Below are 18,600 nucleotides of genomic sequence, written 5' to 3'. Positions count from 1 at the left end.
TATTGCACATTGTAACCTTATATGAGTATCATTTCAAAAGACATATCAAAAGCTGCCGACTTATTAACTGCGGAAGAATTGGTCGCTATTCCAACCGAAACGGTCTATGGATTAGCAGGAAATATCTATTCTGAAAAAGCGATCAAATGTATATTTGAGACGAAACAACGTCCGTTTTTTAATCCGTTGATTGTACATATCCCATCTGTTGAAGCGTTAGAAAATATTGTGAGTTATGTTCCTGAAAAAGCAACACAACTTGCTGATGCGTTTTGGCCTGGACCTCTGACTTTGGTTCTAAAGAAGAATTCCAGAATCCCTGATTTGATCACTGCTGGAAAAGATACGGTTGCTGTTCGCGTGCCAAATCACCCAACCACATTAGAATTACTGGAAGCTTTAGATTTTCCGTTGGCTGCACCAAGCGCCAATCCGTTTGGAAGTATCAGTCCGACGACTGCACAACACGTCGACGACTATTTCAAAGAAAAAATTCAAATGGTTTTAGATGGTGGCCCTTGTCAACGCGGTATTGAATCTACAATTATTGGTTTTGAAGGCGATGAGCCCGTTATCTATCGTTTAGGATCCACTTCCATTGAAGCCATTGAAGCGATTGTTGGTCCTGTTGACATTAAAAATAAGAAAGAGATTGCGCCAGATGCACCTGGTATGCTTGACAGACATTATGCACCTTCAACCTTAACCATCTTGACGACTGATATTTCCGAAGCTATTGAATTACATCAAGATAAACGTATTGGTGTTTTAGCATTTCAGAACGCTCATAAACACGATGCGATTACATTTCAAATTGTATTATCTGAAGCTAACGATTTATCAGAAGCTGCGTCAAAACTTTATGATGCTTTACACCAATTAGACAAGCAAGATTTAGACATCATCATTGCTGAACGTTGTCCTGATGTTGGATTAGGAACATCGATTAATGATAGGCTTCAGCGTGCTACTGTTAGTAGTTAGTCTTTGTCTTTCAAAAAACTAACTACAAAAGGTTAAATGCCGAAGTGCAGACAGCTATTAAGTGATTATATCTTACCATTTAAAGATGTAATACCTAAATATAACCTGCTTATTAATACATGAGTTATCATTTTTTTTATATTTAGCAAATATTAAAACTTAAAATCCCCACACTATGAAAACTCAAACCGTATATTTCACAATCATTTTTATGGCTACTTTAGCTTTATTTTCATGTAGTGATAGTGACGACAATAATACTACAAATGCCTGGTCTTGTGGTGACTCCATTGTTGATGTAGATGGCAATACCTATAGCACTGTTAATATTGATGGACAATGTTGGACTGTTCAGAATTTAGACGTTTCTAAATATAATGACGGCTCTATGATACCAAACATTACAGATCAAACAGAATGGGTCAATACTACTGAAGGTGCTTGGTCCTATTACAATAATGATATTACACTTGGGGTTGCTCATGGAAAACTCTACAATTGGTTTGCCATAGAAACAGAACAATTATGCCCTGAAGGATGGCATGTAGCATCTTCTAATGAGTGGAATACCCTTGTAAACAATCTTGGAGGAGCTTCTATTGCTGGTGAGGCTATGAAATTTACAACGGGTTGGAATAATTCCCCTGACAATGCATCCAATAGTAGTGGACTTTCTGTTGTTCCATCAGGAAATAGAGATATTTTTGGTGGGTTCTTAGGAATGGGAGAAAATGTATGGTTTTTTACTTCCACAGAAGACAGCAATGATGATACTCGAGCTAATTATTTAAAAGTGTCTTCAGGTACTGAAACTTCTACTGGTACAGCATCTAAAAACGATGGACTACCTTGTCGATGTGTACTTGATTAATTGCCATTGATCTCAATTTAAAGTACAAAGCGATAGGTTGCTTTAATTAAAAATGTGTTTTCAGGTTTCTGATTAATAAGAACATACCCATTAATTTGATTGATGAGTTCGTGTTGTAAAGACTTCAAATTAGACAGATTGTTAGAGTCTAACATGATGTTTCAGAAAAATTTAACGAATTCCTTAATCGCCAAGGGAATAGGAAAACAAAACTAATTTATACAATACTTAAAATTATGCATAAATAGGATTTGGTAATCAAATATTTAATCGTAAATTTGCAAACTCTTTTCGAGAGAGAAAGTTTAACCGTCTGTCGTGTACAGACAACTAATATTAATAAGTGTGGACACATTAAGCTACAAAACGATTTCAGCAAACAAAGCTACTGTTAATAAAGAGTGGGTTTTAGTTGACGCTGAAAATCAAACGCTAGGTCGTTTAGCTTCTAAAGTAGCAATACTTTTAAGAGGTAAACACAAGCCTAACTTCACACCACATGTTGATTGTGGAGATAACGTTATTGTTATCAACGCAGAGAAGATCAACTTATCAGGAAACAAGTGGAATGACAAAACGTACATTCGTCACACAGGTTATCCAGGTGGTCAAAGAAGTTTAACTGCGAATGAATTGTTTGGAAAAGATCCTGCAAGAATCGTAGAAAAATCAGTAAAAGGAATGCTCCCTAAAAACAAATTAGGTGCAGATTTATTCCGTAATTTAAATGTTGTTGTTGGTTCTGAGCACAAACACGAAGCTCAAAAGCCAAAAGCAATAGACTTAAACAAAGTTAACTAATGGAAGTAATTCACAAAATTGGCCGTAGAAAGACGGCTGTTGCTCGTGTGTATGTTGCCAAAGGAAAAGGGAACATCACGGTGAACAAAAAAGACATGGCGGTTTATTTTCCTACTGCAACATTGCAGTATAAGGTAAACCAACCTTTAGCTATGACTAACAATGATGGCAACTTTGATATTACAGTAAACGTTTACGGTGGAGGTATTACAGGCCAAGCCGAAGCGATCCGTTTAGCATTATCTCGCGCTATGTGTGAGCTTGATGCAGAAAACAGACTAATATTAAAGCCAGAAGGATTATTAACAAGAGACCCTAGAATGGTTGAGCGTAAGAAATTCGGACAGAAGAAAGCGCGTAAGAAATTCCAGTTCTCGAAACGTTAATCCTATCCTTTTTTATTATTCTGAATTTTCTTCGGAATATAAAAATCTCAAAGCTGTTCTGGTCAACCATCAGAACAGCTTTAAATTAAAACCGCTGAATTTGCATTCAGCAACAATTAAAAAAATCCTGAAACGAGTTCAGGTACAGTTTAGCATCTAAATGGTTAAGGCGAGCGAGTTACTTTAGATAAAACATTGAGAATGTTTAAAAAAAACAACCTTAAGGTTTTGAAATAATTTAAGAAGTAATTAAACCTCGATTATCGAGAGCAACCACTCAACCATTGCTAATTTAATAGAACGTAAACAATTACAACATGGAAAAAGTAGAAGTAAAAGATTTACTTGAAGCAGGTGTACACTTTGGTCACTTGACAAGAAAATGGGATCCAAACATGGCTCCTTACATTTATATGGAGCGTAACGGTATCCATATCATCAACCTTTACAAAACAGCAGCAAAAATTCAGGAAACTTCAGATGCACTTCACAAGATTGCAGCATCAGGAAAGAAGATCTTATTTGTTGCTACAAAAAAACAAGCTAAAGACATAGTTGCTGAAAAAGCAGGTGCTGTAAACATGCCTTACATCACTGAAAGATGGCCTGGTGGAATGTTGACAAACTTCGTAACAATTAGAAAAGCTGTTAAGAAAATGGCTATGATCGATCGTATGAAAAAAGACGGTACGTTCAATTCATTATCTAAAAAAGAGCGTTTACAAGTTGATCGTCAAAGAGCTAAATTAGAAAAGAACTTAGGTTCTATTTCTGATATGACACGTTTACCAGGAGCCTTATTTGTTGTAGATATCAAGCGTGAGCATATCGCTATCAAAGAAGCACAGAAATTAAACATTCCAATCTTCGCAATGGTAGATACTAACTCAGATCCACGTGAAGTAGATTACTTGATACCTGCTAATGATGATGCATCTAAGTCAATTGACAAGATCTTATCAGTAGTAACTTCAGCGGTAGCCGATGGTTTAGCTGAAAGAAAATCAGACAAAGCGGAAAGAGACGCTAAAAGTGAAAAATCACCAGCAGCGAAAAAAGAAGTGAAAGCTGAAGCAAAAGTTGAGAAAAAAGCTGAAGTAGTAGCACCAGTTGCCACTAACGAAGAAGAATAAATAACAATTACACAATATAAATAAGTCGTTTAGTTATTTTCTTCGGAAATATGAAATTAAACGACTTTTTTAAATTTTATAACACTATGGAAAATACTGTAAAAATTACAGCCGCAGAAGTAAACAAATTAAGACAAGCTACTGGAGCTGGTATGATGGATTGTAAAAAAGCCTTAGTTGAAGCTGGAGGTGATTTTGACAAAGCCATTGAAGTACTTCGTAAAAAAGGACAAAAAGTTGCAGAAAAAAGAGCTGACAGAGATTCTTCTGAAGGTGCTGCAATTGCAAAAATTAATGCTGATAACACGTCAGGTGTCGCTATCGTATTAGGATGTGAGACTGATTTCGTTGGAAAAAACGAAAACTTTGTAGCATTAGCTAATCAATTTGCAGAGATTGCTTTAAACTACAACACTAAGGAAGAGTTTTTAGCTGCTGACTTTGGTGGAATGACTGTTGCTGAAAAGTTAACAGAACAAACTGGAGTAATTGGTGAAAAATTAGACATCACTGCTTTTGAAAAATTAGAAGCACCTTATGTTGGACAATATGTTCACATTAATAAAATTGCTGCTTTGGTTGGATTGTCAGCAAAAGTTGATAATGCAGAAGTTTTAGTAAAAGACTTAGCAATGCAAGTCGCTTCTATGGGAGCAACAACATTATCTTACAAAGATTTTGACCCAGCATATGTTGCTTCAGAAACTGAAGCTAGAATTGCTGTTATTGAAAAAGATAATGAAGAATTAGCGCGTTTAGGTAAAACTTTAAAAAATGTACCACAGTACATCTCAATGGCGCAATTAACTCCTGAAGTTTTAGCTCAAGCTGAAGAAGCTGCTAAAGCAGAATTGAAAGCTGAGGGTAAACCAGAACAAATCTGGGATAGAATCTTACCAGGAAAAATGGAACGTTTCATTTCTGATAACACTACTTTAGATCAAGAACAATGTTTATTAGATCAAAAGTTTATTAAGGATGAAAAGAAAACTGTTGCTCAGTATGTAGAATCTTATGGTGACGTTACTGTTACAGGATTTAAACGTGCTACAGTAGGATAAATAATTCCTTTAGAAACAAGGAATCTTATTATAGAAAAGCCACTACTCTTATTTAAGATGTAGTGGTTTTTTATTTAAAGCTTATGCTCATATAACCCGAGTTGATATAAGCATTATTGGTTGCCGAATAGACTCTTATTTTGTATTTACCAGCTTTGTAAAACGCATGAGAAAAATGGGTAATATCAGCATTACTATTAACTTGAGTCACATTAAACACTTCAACTTGTTTATATATCCCACTAGCATCCATTTTATCTACATAAACCCTTAGTTTATTTGTATAAAGCGGGTTACCAAGACCGTTGTCAACATAGGTCCAAATAAGACCTCCTTTAACCTTATCGATAGTAAAACTTGTGTATCGCTTACTCGTATTAGGAATTAAATTGTTATTTGAAGCAGCCGACATATTGGAGAAAAAGATTTTCGATTTTACATAATTGCCATACTTAATTGGCGGATTTTTGATTTGATTCTCTTTTTTTACTCTTAAAGCTATTGCTGCATTAATCAGTGCTTTACTTTTTAAAGGCTGCTTGTCACCTTTAATTGTATTAATAGAAGTAGAACGCGTAGGCAAGGTTAAGCCTAAATTAATCAGCGCCCTATGTGCTTTACTATCGATTGCCGAAATGTAGTACATCCCATTAATTCCACCTACAAGCCCAATTCCAGTTTTATTTCCTTTGGCAGTTGCAATACCAATCACTTTATTGTTTTCATCAAAAACTGGTCCTCCACTATTTCCAGGATGGATTTCTGCATCTGTTTTTATGTAGCCATAATCCGTATTCATGACAAAATCGCTACCACTCATAATCCCTACGCTTAAAGTACTCATGTCTTTAAGCAACATTTCCGAAGAGCCATTAAACTGAGATGGATAACCAAATACACAGAGTTTTTCACCTTGTGAAACATTGTCGGAATTGCCTAATGGCAAAGCTGTAAAATTTGTATTTACAGTTTGATCGTTAATATCACTAACAATCTTAAGTAATGCACCATCAAAGGCACCTGCACCAATAGCAACTACTTCTGCTTTATATAAGGTATAATCATTTTCACTTTTTCCGTTAAACACCTGAATCAAGGGAATTGTATGTCCTACTCTATGGACCTTTAAAAGATTTTTATTGTTAATAATGTCATCTGAATAGACATCAATCTTGGATTTTTTTTCTTTACCGATGATATAATCATAATAAATATACCCTTTGACTGCTGTTTCAACAACATGCTTATTTGTGAAAATATAGCCATCTTTAGTAACTACAAATCCTGAACCTCGGCTCAAATAACCTTTTCCAGGTTTTTCTTTTTCTAATTCAGGGTCAGCCATAATAATCTTTACAACACCTTTACTATACTCTGAAGCAATAAGCTTGGTATCTAAACCCTTTGGTGTAGGTTTGGGATCGACACAAGAACAAACGGTAATTAAAGCGAAAAGTAAAAAAGGCAGACTGTTTTTCATCATGGTTGGCATTGTAAACAGTATAAAAAAACGAAAATTATTTATTCTATGAAAATTAAATCGCTTATTATCAATAATTAAACACCAACCCGAACACTAAATGAAATACATTGACTGGTACACTGTAAACGATAAGACATAAATAAAAACAATTGCCAAGTAAAAAATAATTTTGTTTATTTTTGTCGCAATCTAATTACCTTTATAAATATTCATTCTACAAATGACAAAATACAAAAGAATCCTCCTAAAATTATCTGGTGAAGCACTTATGGGCTCACGCCAATACGGAATTGATCCAGAACGTTTAGCAGAATACGCCAAAGACATCAAGGAAATTACTGATCTGGGTGTTGAAGTGGCAATTGTCATTGGCGGAGGGAATATTTTCAGAGGTGTTGCTGGTGCAATGCATGGCATGGATCGTGTTCAAGGAGATCATATGGGAATGCTAGCTACGGTAATTAATGGTTTAGCATTACAAAATGCCTTAGAAGATGCTGGTGTCAAAACCAGACTACAAACTGCTATAAAAATCAATGAAGTTGCCGAGCCCTTCATTAGACGTAAAGCGATGAGTCACCTTAATAAGGGGAGAGTCGTTATTTTTGGTGGAGGTACTGGAAATCCATATTTTACAACAGACTCAGCAGCTGTATTACGAGCTATTGAAATTGAAGCAGATGTCATTTTAAAAGGAACACGTGTAGATGGAATCTATAATGACGATCCAGAAAAGAACGCTGATGCGATAAAGTTTGATCATATCACTTTTGATGATGTGTTAAGACAAGGACTTAAGGTTATGGACACAACAGCTTTTACATTGAGTCAGGAAAACAAACTACCAATTATTGTATTTGATATGAATAAAAAAGGAAATCTACTAAAAGTCGTTTCCGGAGAAAATATTGGTACAAAGGTTAATCTATAAAGTTTGGCTTATTTTTTGGTAAGCTTTTTACAAATTAAAGTTTTTTAAATATGAACGAAGACATAAAATTTATATTAGATACAGCTAAGGAAGCAATGGATGCTGCAATAAAGCATCTCGAAAAACAATTTGTAAACATTAGAGCAGGTAAAGCAAGTCCTGCAATGTTAGGAAGTGTTATGGTAGATTACTATGGCACACAAACTCCTTTAAATCAGGTGGCTAATGTCAATACTCCCGATGGTAGAACTATCACTGTTCAGCCTTGGGAAAAAAGTATGCTACAAGAAATTGAGCGTGGTATCATGGTTGCTAATCTTGGATTTAATCCAATGAATAATGGAGAAACCATCATTATAAATGTACCACCTCTAACTGAAGAACGAAGAAAAGAGTTGTCAAAACAAGCTAAGGCTGAAGCTGAAGACGCTAAAGTAGGTGTTAGAAATGCACGAAAAGAAGCAATGCATGATATTAAGAATCTTGACGATGTTTCTGAAGACCTACAAGGCAATGCCGAAATTGATGTACAACAAATGACAGACAATCACGTTAAAAGGATAGACGAGATTTTTGAAGTCAAGGAAAACGAGATCATGACCGTATAAACCTCAAAAAAGCGACTACACTCAATGTCGCTTTTTTTTATTAATCCATTTTTATCCAACGATACATGCATAAGACACTTTGCTTGATCCTATTTACGCTAATTACTTGTGCATTATATTCACAGAATCCTAATTCTGAACAAGATTCTACTAAAATTAAAAATGATTCGTTAAGAAAACGAGAATTTCTAAAACAGCTAGGGAATGGTTTTTATCCCACTAAAGTTCTAAATATTGATCTTAAATATTTGATAAAATTTAATCAGTATGAAGGCTTAAGAACAGGCCTTGGTGGTGAAACCAATGATGGCTTTTCAGAAAAATACCGTATCAACAGCTATCTCGTGTATGGTTTTAAAGATCATAGATTTAAATATAAAATTGGTGGTGGTTTTAGAGTTAATGAAGCAACTAATACATGGATTAACTTATCTTACACAGATGATTTGCAAGAAACTGGAAGCTCAACTTTTTTAACAGATAAACGCTTTTTTTCATTTTTTGAGCCTCGCTTATTAAACATTGACCTTTTTCATAAACACATTACTAAATCTATATCTGTTGAACATAAATTTTCACCAAATCTAATTTCAGAATTTGAGATTGCAACTAGTAAAATTGAACCAACTTACGACTATAGGTTTAATATTGATAATATGTCTTTTAGGAGTTTTGACATTACCAGCGCTAAATTAGCCTTGCAATGGAATCCTTTTAATACTAGTGAGGTCAATGAAAAAGGTATTTCTTTAGTAAATGAAGGGTATCCAAAATTTACGCTACAATTATCTCAGAGTATCAAAAACAACATTAAAGGGGACTTCAATTTCTTTAAGACAGATTTTAGAATGGTACAACGATTTATCTTTAATGACAAAGTATTTACAGAAGCCACATTAACTTCTGGACTTGCTTTAGGAAACACACCGCTTACGCACCTTTATCATGCCTATCCAAATAACATTACTAAAGAAACGGTACTTCAACGTTTCTCTGTTGCTGGAATCAATAGTTTTGAAACTATGTTTTTTAACGAGTTCTTTTCTGATCGATTTACAACACTCCAGATCAAACATTTTGTGAGACCATTTAAAATCACTAATCGTTACAGACCACAATTAGTACTGATTTCCAGGCATGCTATTGGAGACATGAGTAATATAGAACGGCATGAAAATATTAATTTTAACACGCTGTCGAAAGGCTATTCTGAAGCGGGTTTTGAGCTTAATAAACTACTCTTTGGTTTCGGACTTAGTTTCGCTTATCGTTATGGTGGTTATCATTTACCTTCCTTTGCCGATAATTTAGCGGCTAAGTTTACATTTAACGTCACCTTGTAGATCAATTACTACCTTCTTTAACTGAGTAGAATAGTCTCTGATATCCAATTTCTCCCGAACTGGTAATACCTTCAATAATTACCTCAAAATCACCAGTATTATCAGAATGATAATAACTGATAAAGGCTTTTCCTTCATCATTTACAAGTAATTCTGGTTCCCAATATATCGGTAATCGTAAATCAGGACTTGCAACGTCATAATAACTATTGGAGTCATGCTGTGGTGCATAGAATTCTTTTTCAACCGAATACACGGGAATTGTATGAAAATCGAATGCAGATCTCGGTGCTTGCAGTGCACTATACATGCCGTTTCCTGATCTGGTGTGAATACTAACAATACTGCCCCAAAATGGTCCAGGAGGTGGTAATGCTGAATATATAATACTATAGAGTTTTCTTAATTGTTTCGGATTATCGATAATTTCAAAGCTCGCAATTTCTTCCGGTATTAAATATTGCAATAAAAATATGTTCTGAGAGAGTACTGGTTCGCCATCAACGATATATAAATTAATGTGGTCTTTTCCCCCACGTCGTGTTTCTGCGTAAAGATTATTAGTGGAATCCCTTTTAATTAATACTCTATCTCTGAAACTATATAGTAATATATTATATAAGCCGCTTGACGTTTCTCCTTTTGCTTCTAGAATCTCATCGCCTTCAATAACTGTATATGGTTTTCCATAACGTTGCATTGCTTTTTTACGTGTTGGTGTCATTTTATATCCTTCAATTATAACCTCGTCTAATTCAGTCATTCCTGTCGTATCGAAATAATATTGATCTTTTTTCTGTTTGAAGCTTCTATTGTCATCAACAACCTTAGTATCTAAACTGTCGATTATAGATTCAACTTTCGAATACTCAAATGTAATTGGAACTGGTTTTCTTTGATATACGGCTACGCGGTATTTTTTCTTGTCTTTATCGGAAAGTCCAACAGGTTGTATAAGTACGCGTTCCGTTTTTCCATAAATATCATCTAACTGAAAATTGAATGTTCCTGGAACTTTCACCGAGTTGGTATATACAGAACGTTCATCATCAAAAGTCATTAACATCAAGTCCATTTGTTCTTGAGACACATCTCCTTTTGCAGAATTTATTACTCCAGTTACACTTAAACGAGATTCTATTTGATGGTTCAATTTCCTTGTTGGTTCTGTGTACTTATAATTTCGCCATCCTTGGGTCAACATTAAATGATCTAAATCCTGATCATTTCCGAAAGTAAAATAAAATCCAGGTTGTTCGATAGTTCCCCTTAAATCTGAACTCAGTAATAAATGTGAAAGTAAATTTGAACGTGACTGCTCTGATTTTAAGGTTGATGTGTCAACAACCAATAGCGATAGATTTGCTACCAGTGGATCACCATTTGAGTCAGATGCCGAAACATCAACACGCACCTTATCTCGTGTATTTAAAATGTTTTTATTCAATCGAGCATCTAAGCTAATGCGTTGGTCTGGTCGCTTATTAAATACCAAACGTTCTGCAACAGGATTTGAATTGGGGTCATTCAATGTAAATACAACTATACCTTCAGGAAAGGTTGTATTGGGAATTACAAAGGTGTATTGACCATTTTTCAGCAGTCCAATTTGAGAATAATACTGATAGCCTCTGCTCTGTCCTTTCAATTGAAGAGACTCGTTATTGAACAGTGAAGAATTCACCTGTACAATGATATTATCCCGAACCGCCCCAACTGTCATAACCGTTCCAGTAGTATGCACTTTAGGGAAAGGAATATTATGCTCTGTAATGCCATTATCAGTTCTTACCTGAACTTTATACTTTGAATTGGAACTGACGTTACTCAGAATGAAACTTCCCATTCCCAATGCGTTACTTTTAAACGTAGTGATAAGTTCATCTTCATTTGTATAGACTTCACCTTCTACAAACAGTCCTTTACCATTAGAATCAATTGCTTTGAAACCCACTTTACTCGTTAGTCCGTCAACCAGTTTTCCACTTTCAGGAAAAAATTGAATATCCACTGTCTGAGCATTCATTGAAACTTCAGATTGATAGGCTATCCCATTGTGAGTTGTCATGCCCAATGAAATTCTATCACCTTCCTGATCGAGATCATATTCAAGGAGGTATTCATCATTCCTTCCCTTTCGAATCTTTACAGAATCCACTCGTGTTCCTGATTGCACAAATACAGTTAAGGGGCCTTTATGAGATGTGTCAATATATTCGGGATGCAATCGTGCTGATATACGTCGCATAGTTGCTGTCGAATCAAGAAGTGTTATATTCTGGATTGGCATTAAGCCATTAAAATTTTCAATTTGAGGATAAACACGAATATACTTTTCAAAAACAAAGTCTTTATCAAAATTCTTATTCCATTCTGTGTAGGCTCTAATCTTATAAATTCCTCGTTTAAAGCTACGATCTAGATCAAAATGACCGTGTCCAATCCCTTCATTAATCCTGATCAACTTAGAATATACAATCTCAGACTCTGCATTTATAAGATCTACATATAGAACACCACTTGAAAACGTAGGCTCATGTGTTACTGCGTTTACCAAAATAGCCTTAAACCATATAGTTTTATCTGCAGTATATACCTCGTTATCGAGTTGTAAATATATTTTTTCAGCAAGTGAATTGTGTGCATATTGCTTTGATTGTTGACTACAAAGTGGTTGCTGCGCCATTAGAAAATAAAGCAACAGTATCGAGAAATTTCTAAAATATACAGCCATAGTGATTCTTTTTACTTAAAGTTAAGGAATAATTCAATTTCAAAGTGCTATTGAAATGTTAAATAGGCTTCAAAAATGATACCAAGGTTTAAATCATAAATCGAAATTAATTAACCTTAAATTTAACACACAATCCCTAGGTTTTTTCTAACTTTGCGCTTCTTTTACAGAGCAGATGTTTAAATTGTTTACTAAGGATTTTTGGGAAGTCGTTGCGCGATTGATTTTGCGTAACAAAATTGGTATACTAGTGGCCATAATTTTGGCAACTGTATTCTTTAGCTCAAAATGGGACAACATGCGTTTTACCTATACTGAAGCTAACTTACTCCCAGATGATCACGAGGTAAATGTTACCTACAATGAGTTTCTAAAAGTCTTTGGTGAAGAAGGTAATCTCATTATCCTTGGAGTCAAAGATTCAACACTTTTTACTGTTGAAAAACTAAATGCATGGAATCGTCTTTCAGAAAAATTCAAAACTTTTGAGGAAGTAGAGACTGTTGTTAGTATTCAGGATCTTCAAAAGCTCATTAAAAATAATAAAGAAGAACGCTTCGATCTCGTTCCGTTTATAAAAGATTCTATTACTTCGGTGGCACAAATTGATGTGTTACAAGAAGAGCTATTTAAGAAGTATCCGTTTTATGATAATTTCTTGTTCAATACGAAAACAAAAACCATTAGAACTGCTATATATCTTAAGAAAGATATTGTTAATACAGCAGCTAGAAAAGATTTTATTTTACAAACACTTGAAGATGAGATAAGAACCTTTGAAGCTATTAATAGTTTAGATGTTCGGGTTTCTGGAATGCCATACATTAGAACACTGAACTCGCAAAATATTGTTGATGAAATTGGGCTCTTTATTGGTTTAGCTCTTGGAGTTACCTCATTGATTTTCTTTCTCTTTTTTAGATCATTTAGAGCAACATTCATTTCTCTCATTGTTGTATGTGTTGGTGTTATGTGGACCTTTGGAATCCTGGGATTACTCAATTATGAAATTACTGTTCTTACAGCTTTAATTCCACCATTGATTATTGTTATTGGAATTCCTAATTGTATTTTCCTCATTAACAAATACCAACATGAAGTTAAACTTCACGGAAATAAAGTGAAATCATTACAACGTGTAATTACCAAAATTGGTAATGCCACATTGATGACCAACGTCACGACAGCTTCAGGATTTGCAACCTTCATTTTAACTGAAAGCAAACTATTGAAAGAGTTTGGTATCGTAGCATCTTTAAGTATTCTAGCTATATTTATGTTGTGTTTGTTGGTTATTCCAATCATATACACCTTTTTACCTTATCCTAAAGATCGTCATCTTGAGCACTTGAACAAGCGCTGGATTGGTGGTTTCGTTAATTGGATTGAACGCATGGTAAAAGAGAAAAAAATTGCCATTTATGTCACCTCTCTCGTACTTATCATTGCTAGTATTATCGGAATTTATAAAATAGAAATTTCCGGTAGTCTTATTGAAGATATGCCCAAAGAGGAAGCCTTTTTTAAAGATATTAGATTTTTTGAAGAGGAGTTCAACGGTATTATGCCTCTTGAGATCATGGTAGATACCAAACGTAAAAAAGGTGTGATGAAGCTAAGCACTCTAAAGCGAATGGAAGAGCTTGAAGACCTCATTAGTGAAACACCTGAACTATCTCGTCCCATTTCCGTAGTAAGCTTAGTAAAGTACAGTAAACAGGCTTATTATAATGGAAATCCTAAATACTATCAGTTGCCGACTAGTCAGGAAAACAGCTTTATTTTATCCTATGCTAAAAATTCTTCATCAGACGTAGACCTACTCCAGAATTTTGTGGATAGTACTGGTCAGTATGCACGAATTACAACCTTCATGAAAGATATTGGTACAGATAAAATGGAGCGTATTGAAGAAGATCTTCAAAATAAAATAGATAAAGTTTTCCAGCCCGAAGATCGTTACAACGTTACCATGACTGGAAAAGCATTAGTGTTTCAAAAGGGAACAAAATACCTTGTCAAGAACTTAGCTATATCGCTATCTCTAGCCATATTTTTAATTTCTTTATTCATGGCCTACATGTTTAGATCGGTTAGAATGATTATTGTGTCACTCATTCCAAACGTATTACCTCTAGTGGTAACAGCAGGGTTAATGGGTTATTTAGGAGTTCCGATCAAGCCATCAACTATTTTGGTATTTAGTATTGCCTTTGGTATTTCTGTAGATGATACTATTCACTTCCTAGCAAAATACCGTCAAGAATTGCAAGCAAATCACTGGAAAATACGTAAATCGGTTTACGCTGCCTTACGCGAAACAGGAGTGAGTATGTTCTACACCTCTATAGTACTATTCTTTGGTTTTATTGTATTTACAACCTCAAGTTTTGGTGGTACTGTGGCATTAGGCGCTTTGGTATCGGCTACATTGTTATTCGCCATGCTATCAAATTTATTGCTATTACCTTCGCTCTTATTATCGCTAGAACGCAGTATTGCCAACAAAGAAGTTATGCGTGAGCCTTCGATAAATATTATTCCTGAAGAAGATGATGACTCAGAAGAGCATAAAATTTCATAAACATTTATATTTGCATAAAATTTCAAAATAATGAGCTACACAGTTTCACAATTATTAACACAAGACATTACGTTTCAACCTATAGAAATAAAAGGTTGGGTAAGAACCTTTAGAGCTAATCGATTTATTGCTTTAAATGATGGTTCAACAATAAATAATATCCAATGTGTTGTTGATTTTGAAAACACAGATGAAGCTTTATTAAAGCGCATTACAACTGGTGCAGCTATTCACGTAAAAGGAGAATTAGTTGAAAGTCAAGGAAAAGGTCAAAAAGTAGAGATTCAAGTACATTCTTTAGAGATTTTAGGTGATTCTCATCCAGACGAATATCCTATTCAACCAAAGAAACATACCTTCGAATTTTTACGCGAAAATGCACATCTACGTACACGAACAAACACATTTAGTGCTGTTATGCGTTTGCGTTCTGCATTGTCATTTGCCATCCATAAATACTTCAACGATAATGGATTTTATCACATGCATACACCAATCATTACTGGTAGTGATGCCGAAGGTGCTGGTGAAATGTTTAGAGTTACCAATTTAGATGCTAAACATCCGCCATTAGATGATGACGGAACTATAAATTACAAGGAAGATTTCTTCGGAAAAGAAACCAATCTAACAGTATCTGGACAATTAGAAGCTGAAACCTATGCGATGTCATTAGGTAAAGTGTATACCTTTGGACCAACATTCAGAGCTGAAAACTCTAATACCTCTCGTCACTTAGCAGAATTCTGGATGATAGAACCTGAAGTAGCCTTTATGGATCTTGATGGAAATATGGATCTGGCTGAAGACTTTATGAAATCAGTATTGAGTTATGTCTTAGAACACAATAGGGAAGACCTTGAGTTTTTAGAAAAGCGATTACTGGACGAAGAAAAAACAAAACCTCAGGCAGAGCGTTCTGAAATGAGTTTGATTGAAAAGATCAAGTTTGTTATTGATAACAACTTCAAACGTGTAAGCTATACCGAAGCTATAGATATTTTAAAGAATTGTAAGCCAAATAAGAAAAAGAAATTCAAGTACATTATTAAAGAATGGGGAGCAGACCTACAAAGTGAGCATGAACGTTTCTTAGTAGAAAAGCACTTTAAGTGCCCTGTGATCTTATTTGATTATCCTGCCAATATCAAAGCATTTTACATGCGTTTAAATGAAGATGGTAAAACCGTTCGTGCTATGGATATTTTATTTCCGGGTATTGGAGAAATGGTTGGTGGTTCACAACGTGAGGAGCGCTTAGAGGTCTTAAAAGAAAAAATGAAAGCCCTCGACATTCCTGAAGAGGAATTATGGTGGTATCTAGACTTACGTAAATATGGAACAGCTGTTCACTCTGGTTTCGGATTAGGTTTTGAACGTTTAGTGATGTTTGCCACTGGAATGGGTAATATAAGAGATGTGATCCCTTACCCGAGAACACCACAAAATGCAGAATTTTAAAAAAAAATAAAAAGCCTGTAGGTAATAAACCCACAGGTTTTTTTAGTTTTATATATAGAATCATTACAAATAGAAAACATCAGGTTTGTTGGAATAATTCTTGTAGATTTATGTGAATTATATAAGAATTCAAATTTGGTTCATTCGATATGGCTTTAAAACAATACTTACAGTTTAAACTATCTCAGAAGTTGTCACCGCAACAGATTCAGCTTATGAAGCTGATTCAGTTGCCTACACAAGCATTTGAACAACGTATCAAACAGGAATTGGAAGAGAATCCTGCTTTGGATACAGGTAAAGACACTAAAGATGAAGACAAGTTTGACGAGTTTGATAATTCAGCTGATGAGTATGATGATAATGAAACCATCAATACTGAAGACATCAATATTGATGAATATTTAAGTGATGATGATGTACCAGAGTATCGCACACAAGCTAACAATTACAGTGCTGATGACGAAGAAAAGAATGTTCCATATGCTGCAGGCACCTCATTTACACAACATCTTAGAAATCAACTAAACACCTTTAGACTCAACGAGGAGGAACGTGAAATTGCTGAATTCCTGGTTGGTAGTGTCGATGAAAGTGGATATATCCGTCGTTCATTGAGTGACATTATGGATGATTTGGCGTTCACTCAAAATGTATTTACCACTGAAGATAAAATTGAAGCGGTATTACACAAAGTACATCAATTAGATCCTGCTGGAGTTGGTGCTAGAAATCTTCAGGAATGTTTAAGCATCCAATTGCATAGAAAAGAGAAACATCCTGATGTAGAACTCGCGATTGATATTATTGACAAGGCTTTTGATCAATTTACAAAGAAGCACTACAAAAAATTACTTCAAAAGTTTGATATTACTGAAGTCCAGTTAAGAGATGCTATTGAAGAAATTGAGCGTTTGAACCCTAAACCAGGCGGTTCTTATGCAGGAAACAATAAAATGGTGGAACATGTGGTTCCCGATTTTGCGATCAAAATTGTAGATGGTGAATTAGAATTAACCCTCAATGGTCGAAATGCACCTGAGCTTCACGTATCACGTGAGTATAGTGATATGATGAAAGGTTATAAAGCCACAAAAGATAAGAGCAAATCTCAAAAAGATGCTGTGATGTTTATCAAACAGAAGTTAGATGCTGCCAAATGGTTTATAGAGGCTATTAAACAGCGTCAGCAGACACTTTTTGTAACGATGAGTGCCATTATGCAATATCAAAAAGAATACTTTCTTACAGGCGATGAGAGAAAACTCAAACCTATGATCTTAAAAGATATTGCCGATGAAATTGATATGGATGTCTCTACAGTATCGCGTGTGGCCAATAGTAAATATGTAGATACACCTTACGGAACCAAATTGATTAAAGAATTTTTTAGCGAGTCTATGACCAATGACCAAGGTGAAGAAGTCTCTACTCGTGAGATCAAAAAAATTCTGGAAACCGTTATCGAAGAAGAAGACAAGAAAAAACCACTCACCGACGAGAAATTGGCGACAATACTCAAAGAAAAGGGTTACCCTATCGCACGTAGAACGGTTGCAAAATATAGAGAGCAATTAGATATCCCTGTAGCACGTTTGAGGAAAAAGATATAATGAAACATATCCTCAAAAGCATATCATATATTTTTCATCCATTGTTGATGCCACTATTAGGTGTCATTTTTTATTTTCATAAGACACCTCGGTTTATTCCTGATCCGTTAATGAAGGCTAAGCTTTTTTCTGTGACCATACTTACGATAATATTACCAATATTAATGTACTATTTGCTTAAAACCATAAAAAAAGTAAAATCAATTCATCTGGAAACTGTTGAAGAACGAAGACTTCCATTGATCATCAATAGCTTGATTATAATATTAATCTTAATTAGGGTATTGCCATCTAATGAGATCCCAGAGTTGTATTTCTTCTTTATTGGTATTTTGATTTCAACCATCACCTGCTTTGCTTTAGCCGTTGCTAAATTCAAAGCCAGTATTCACATGATAGCTTCTGCTGGATTCTTTATGTTTGCTGTGGCATTAGCCATTCATTTTAAAATCAATATTAATGGCACCATTGCTTTAATGTGTATCATATTAGGTGCTATTGCAACATCGAGATTACATTTAAGAGCACACACACCTATAGAATTAGGTGTTGGTTTTTTTGTTGGATTATTACCTCAACTTATCTTGCTAAATTATTGGATGTAGTC

The 18,600-nt window shown here is 34.8% G+C and carries 16 protein-coding genes; 13 read left to right on the top strand and 3 right to left on the bottom strand.

Annotated features, from left to right (window positions below):
• Window positions 1-21: 21 nt before the first annotated feature.
• Both Q0951_RS02105 and Q0951_RS02100 read left to right on the top strand, forming a co-directional pair.
• Window positions 22-984 (top strand): L-threonylcarbamoyladenylate synthase, encoded by a 963-nt coding sequence (locus tag Q0951_RS02105; protein ID WP_299333645.1) that lies wholly within the window; start codon window positions 22-24, stop codon window positions 982-984.
• 175 nt (window positions 985-1,159) lie between these two features.
• Window positions 1,160-1,855 (top strand): fibrobacter succinogenes major paralogous domain-containing protein, encoded by a 696-nt coding sequence (locus Q0951_RS02100; protein WP_299333642.1) that lies wholly within the window; start codon window positions 1,160-1,162, stop codon window positions 1,853-1,855.
• 17 nt (window positions 1,856-1,872) lie between these two features.
• Here Q0951_RS02100 and Q0951_RS02095 read toward each other — a convergent pair whose 3' ends face one another.
• Window positions 1,873-2,010, bottom strand: a complete 138-nt coding sequence (locus Q0951_RS02095) for a hypothetical protein (RefSeq protein WP_299333639.1) — start codon at window positions 2,008-2,010, stop codon at window positions 1,873-1,875.
• 190 nt (window positions 2,011-2,200) lie between these two features.
• Here Q0951_RS02095 and rplM point away from each other — a divergent pair, with 190 nt between their 5' ends.
• The 4 genes from rplM to tsf all read left to right on the top strand — a co-directional run bounded on the left by rplM (window position 2,201) and on the right by tsf (window position 5,236).
• Window positions 2,201-2,656 (top strand): 50S ribosomal protein L13, encoded by a 456-nt coding sequence (gene rplM, locus Q0951_RS02090; protein WP_230934935.1) that lies wholly within the window; start codon window positions 2,201-2,203, stop codon window positions 2,654-2,656.
• A complete protein-coding gene (rpsI, locus tag Q0951_RS02085) occupies window positions 2,656-3,042 on the top strand; it encodes a 30S ribosomal protein S9 (RefSeq protein WP_230934934.1) in 387 nt (128 codons plus the stop codon). The genes rplM and rpsI overlap by 1 nt, the downstream gene beginning before the upstream one ends.
• Before the next feature lie 317 nt (window positions 3,043-3,359).
• The gene (gene rpsB / locus Q0951_RS02080; RefSeq protein WP_299333636.1) at window positions 3,360-4,175 is read left to right on the top strand and encodes a 30S ribosomal protein S2; all 816 of its coding nucleotides are present in this window, start codon (window positions 3,360-3,362) and stop codon (window positions 4,173-4,175) included.
• Window positions 4,176-4,261: 86 nt separating this feature from the next.
• Entirely contained in the window at window positions 4,262-5,236 is a 975-nt protein-coding gene (gene tsf / locus Q0951_RS02075) for a translation elongation factor Ts (RefSeq protein ID WP_299333634.1), read from the top strand.
• 70 nt (window positions 5,237-5,306) lie between these two features.
• On the opposite strand, the gene Q0951_RS02070 is transcribed toward tsf, so the two are convergent.
• Window positions 5,307-6,719 carry a serine protease gene (locus Q0951_RS02070; protein WP_299333632.1) on the bottom strand — a complete coding sequence of 471 codons (1,413 nt, stop codon included), beginning with the start codon at window positions 6,717-6,719 and terminating at the stop codon, window positions 5,307-5,309.
• A 220-nt stretch (window positions 6,720-6,939) separates the two neighbouring features.
• Between Q0951_RS02070 and pyrH the strand changes: the two genes are divergently transcribed.
• The 3 genes from pyrH to Q0951_RS02055 all read left to right on the top strand — a co-directional run bounded on the left by pyrH (window position 6,940) and on the right by Q0951_RS02055 (window position 9,601).
• Window positions 6,940-7,650 (top strand): UMP kinase, encoded by a 711-nt coding sequence (pyrH, locus tag Q0951_RS02065; protein WP_299333630.1) that lies wholly within the window; start codon window positions 6,940-6,942, stop codon window positions 7,648-7,650.
• 50 nt (window positions 7,651-7,700) lie between these two features.
• Window positions 7,701-8,258, top strand: coding sequence for a ribosome recycling factor (gene frr / locus Q0951_RS02060; RefSeq protein ID WP_299333628.1), 558 nt, complete (start codon window positions 7,701-7,703; stop codon window positions 8,256-8,258).
• Between the two features lie 65 nt (window positions 8,259-8,323).
• Window positions 8,324-9,601, top strand: a complete 1,278-nt coding sequence (locus Q0951_RS02055) for a hypothetical protein (protein WP_299333626.1) — start codon at window positions 8,324-8,326, stop codon at window positions 9,599-9,601.
• Window position 9,602: 1 nt separating this feature from the next.
• Here Q0951_RS02055 and Q0951_RS02050 read toward each other — a convergent pair whose 3' ends face one another.
• Window positions 9,603-12,335: a hypothetical protein gene (locus Q0951_RS02050; protein WP_299333623.1), complete on the bottom strand. Its 2,733-nt coding sequence runs from the start codon at window positions 12,333-12,335 to the stop codon at window positions 9,603-9,605.
• A 175-nt stretch (window positions 12,336-12,510) separates the two neighbouring features.
• Between Q0951_RS02050 and Q0951_RS02045 the strand changes: the two genes are divergently transcribed.
• From Q0951_RS02045 to Q0951_RS02030, 4 genes are all read left to right on the top strand, one after another.
• Entirely contained in the window at window positions 12,511-14,919 is a 2,409-nt protein-coding gene (locus Q0951_RS02045) for an efflux RND transporter permease subunit (RefSeq protein ID WP_299333621.1), read from the top strand.
• Between the two features lie 27 nt (window positions 14,920-14,946).
• Window positions 14,947-16,380 carry an asparagine--tRNA ligase gene (asnS, locus tag Q0951_RS02040; protein ID WP_299333863.1) on the top strand — a complete coding sequence of 478 codons (1,434 nt, stop codon included), beginning with the start codon at window positions 14,947-14,949 and terminating at the stop codon, window positions 16,378-16,380.
• A 149-nt stretch (window positions 16,381-16,529) separates the two neighbouring features.
• Window positions 16,530-17,993, top strand: a complete 1,464-nt coding sequence (gene rpoN, locus Q0951_RS02035; protein ID WP_299333619.1) for an RNA polymerase factor sigma-54 — start codon at window positions 16,530-16,532, stop codon at window positions 17,991-17,993.
• Complete coding sequence (locus Q0951_RS02030) at window positions 17,993-18,598, top strand: hypothetical protein (protein WP_299333617.1); 606 nt, start codon at window positions 17,993-17,995, stop codon at window positions 18,596-18,598. The genes rpoN and Q0951_RS02030 overlap by 1 nt, the downstream gene beginning before the upstream one ends.
• Window positions 18,599-18,600: the final 2 nt, after the last annotated feature.

Origin of the sequence: uncultured Psychroserpens sp., from assembly GCF_947501425.1 — a bacterium.
Taxonomy (GTDB): domain Bacteria; phylum Bacteroidota; class Bacteroidia; order Flavobacteriales; family Flavobacteriaceae; genus Psychroserpens.
This window is presented reverse-complemented; position numbering and strand designations above follow the sequence as displayed.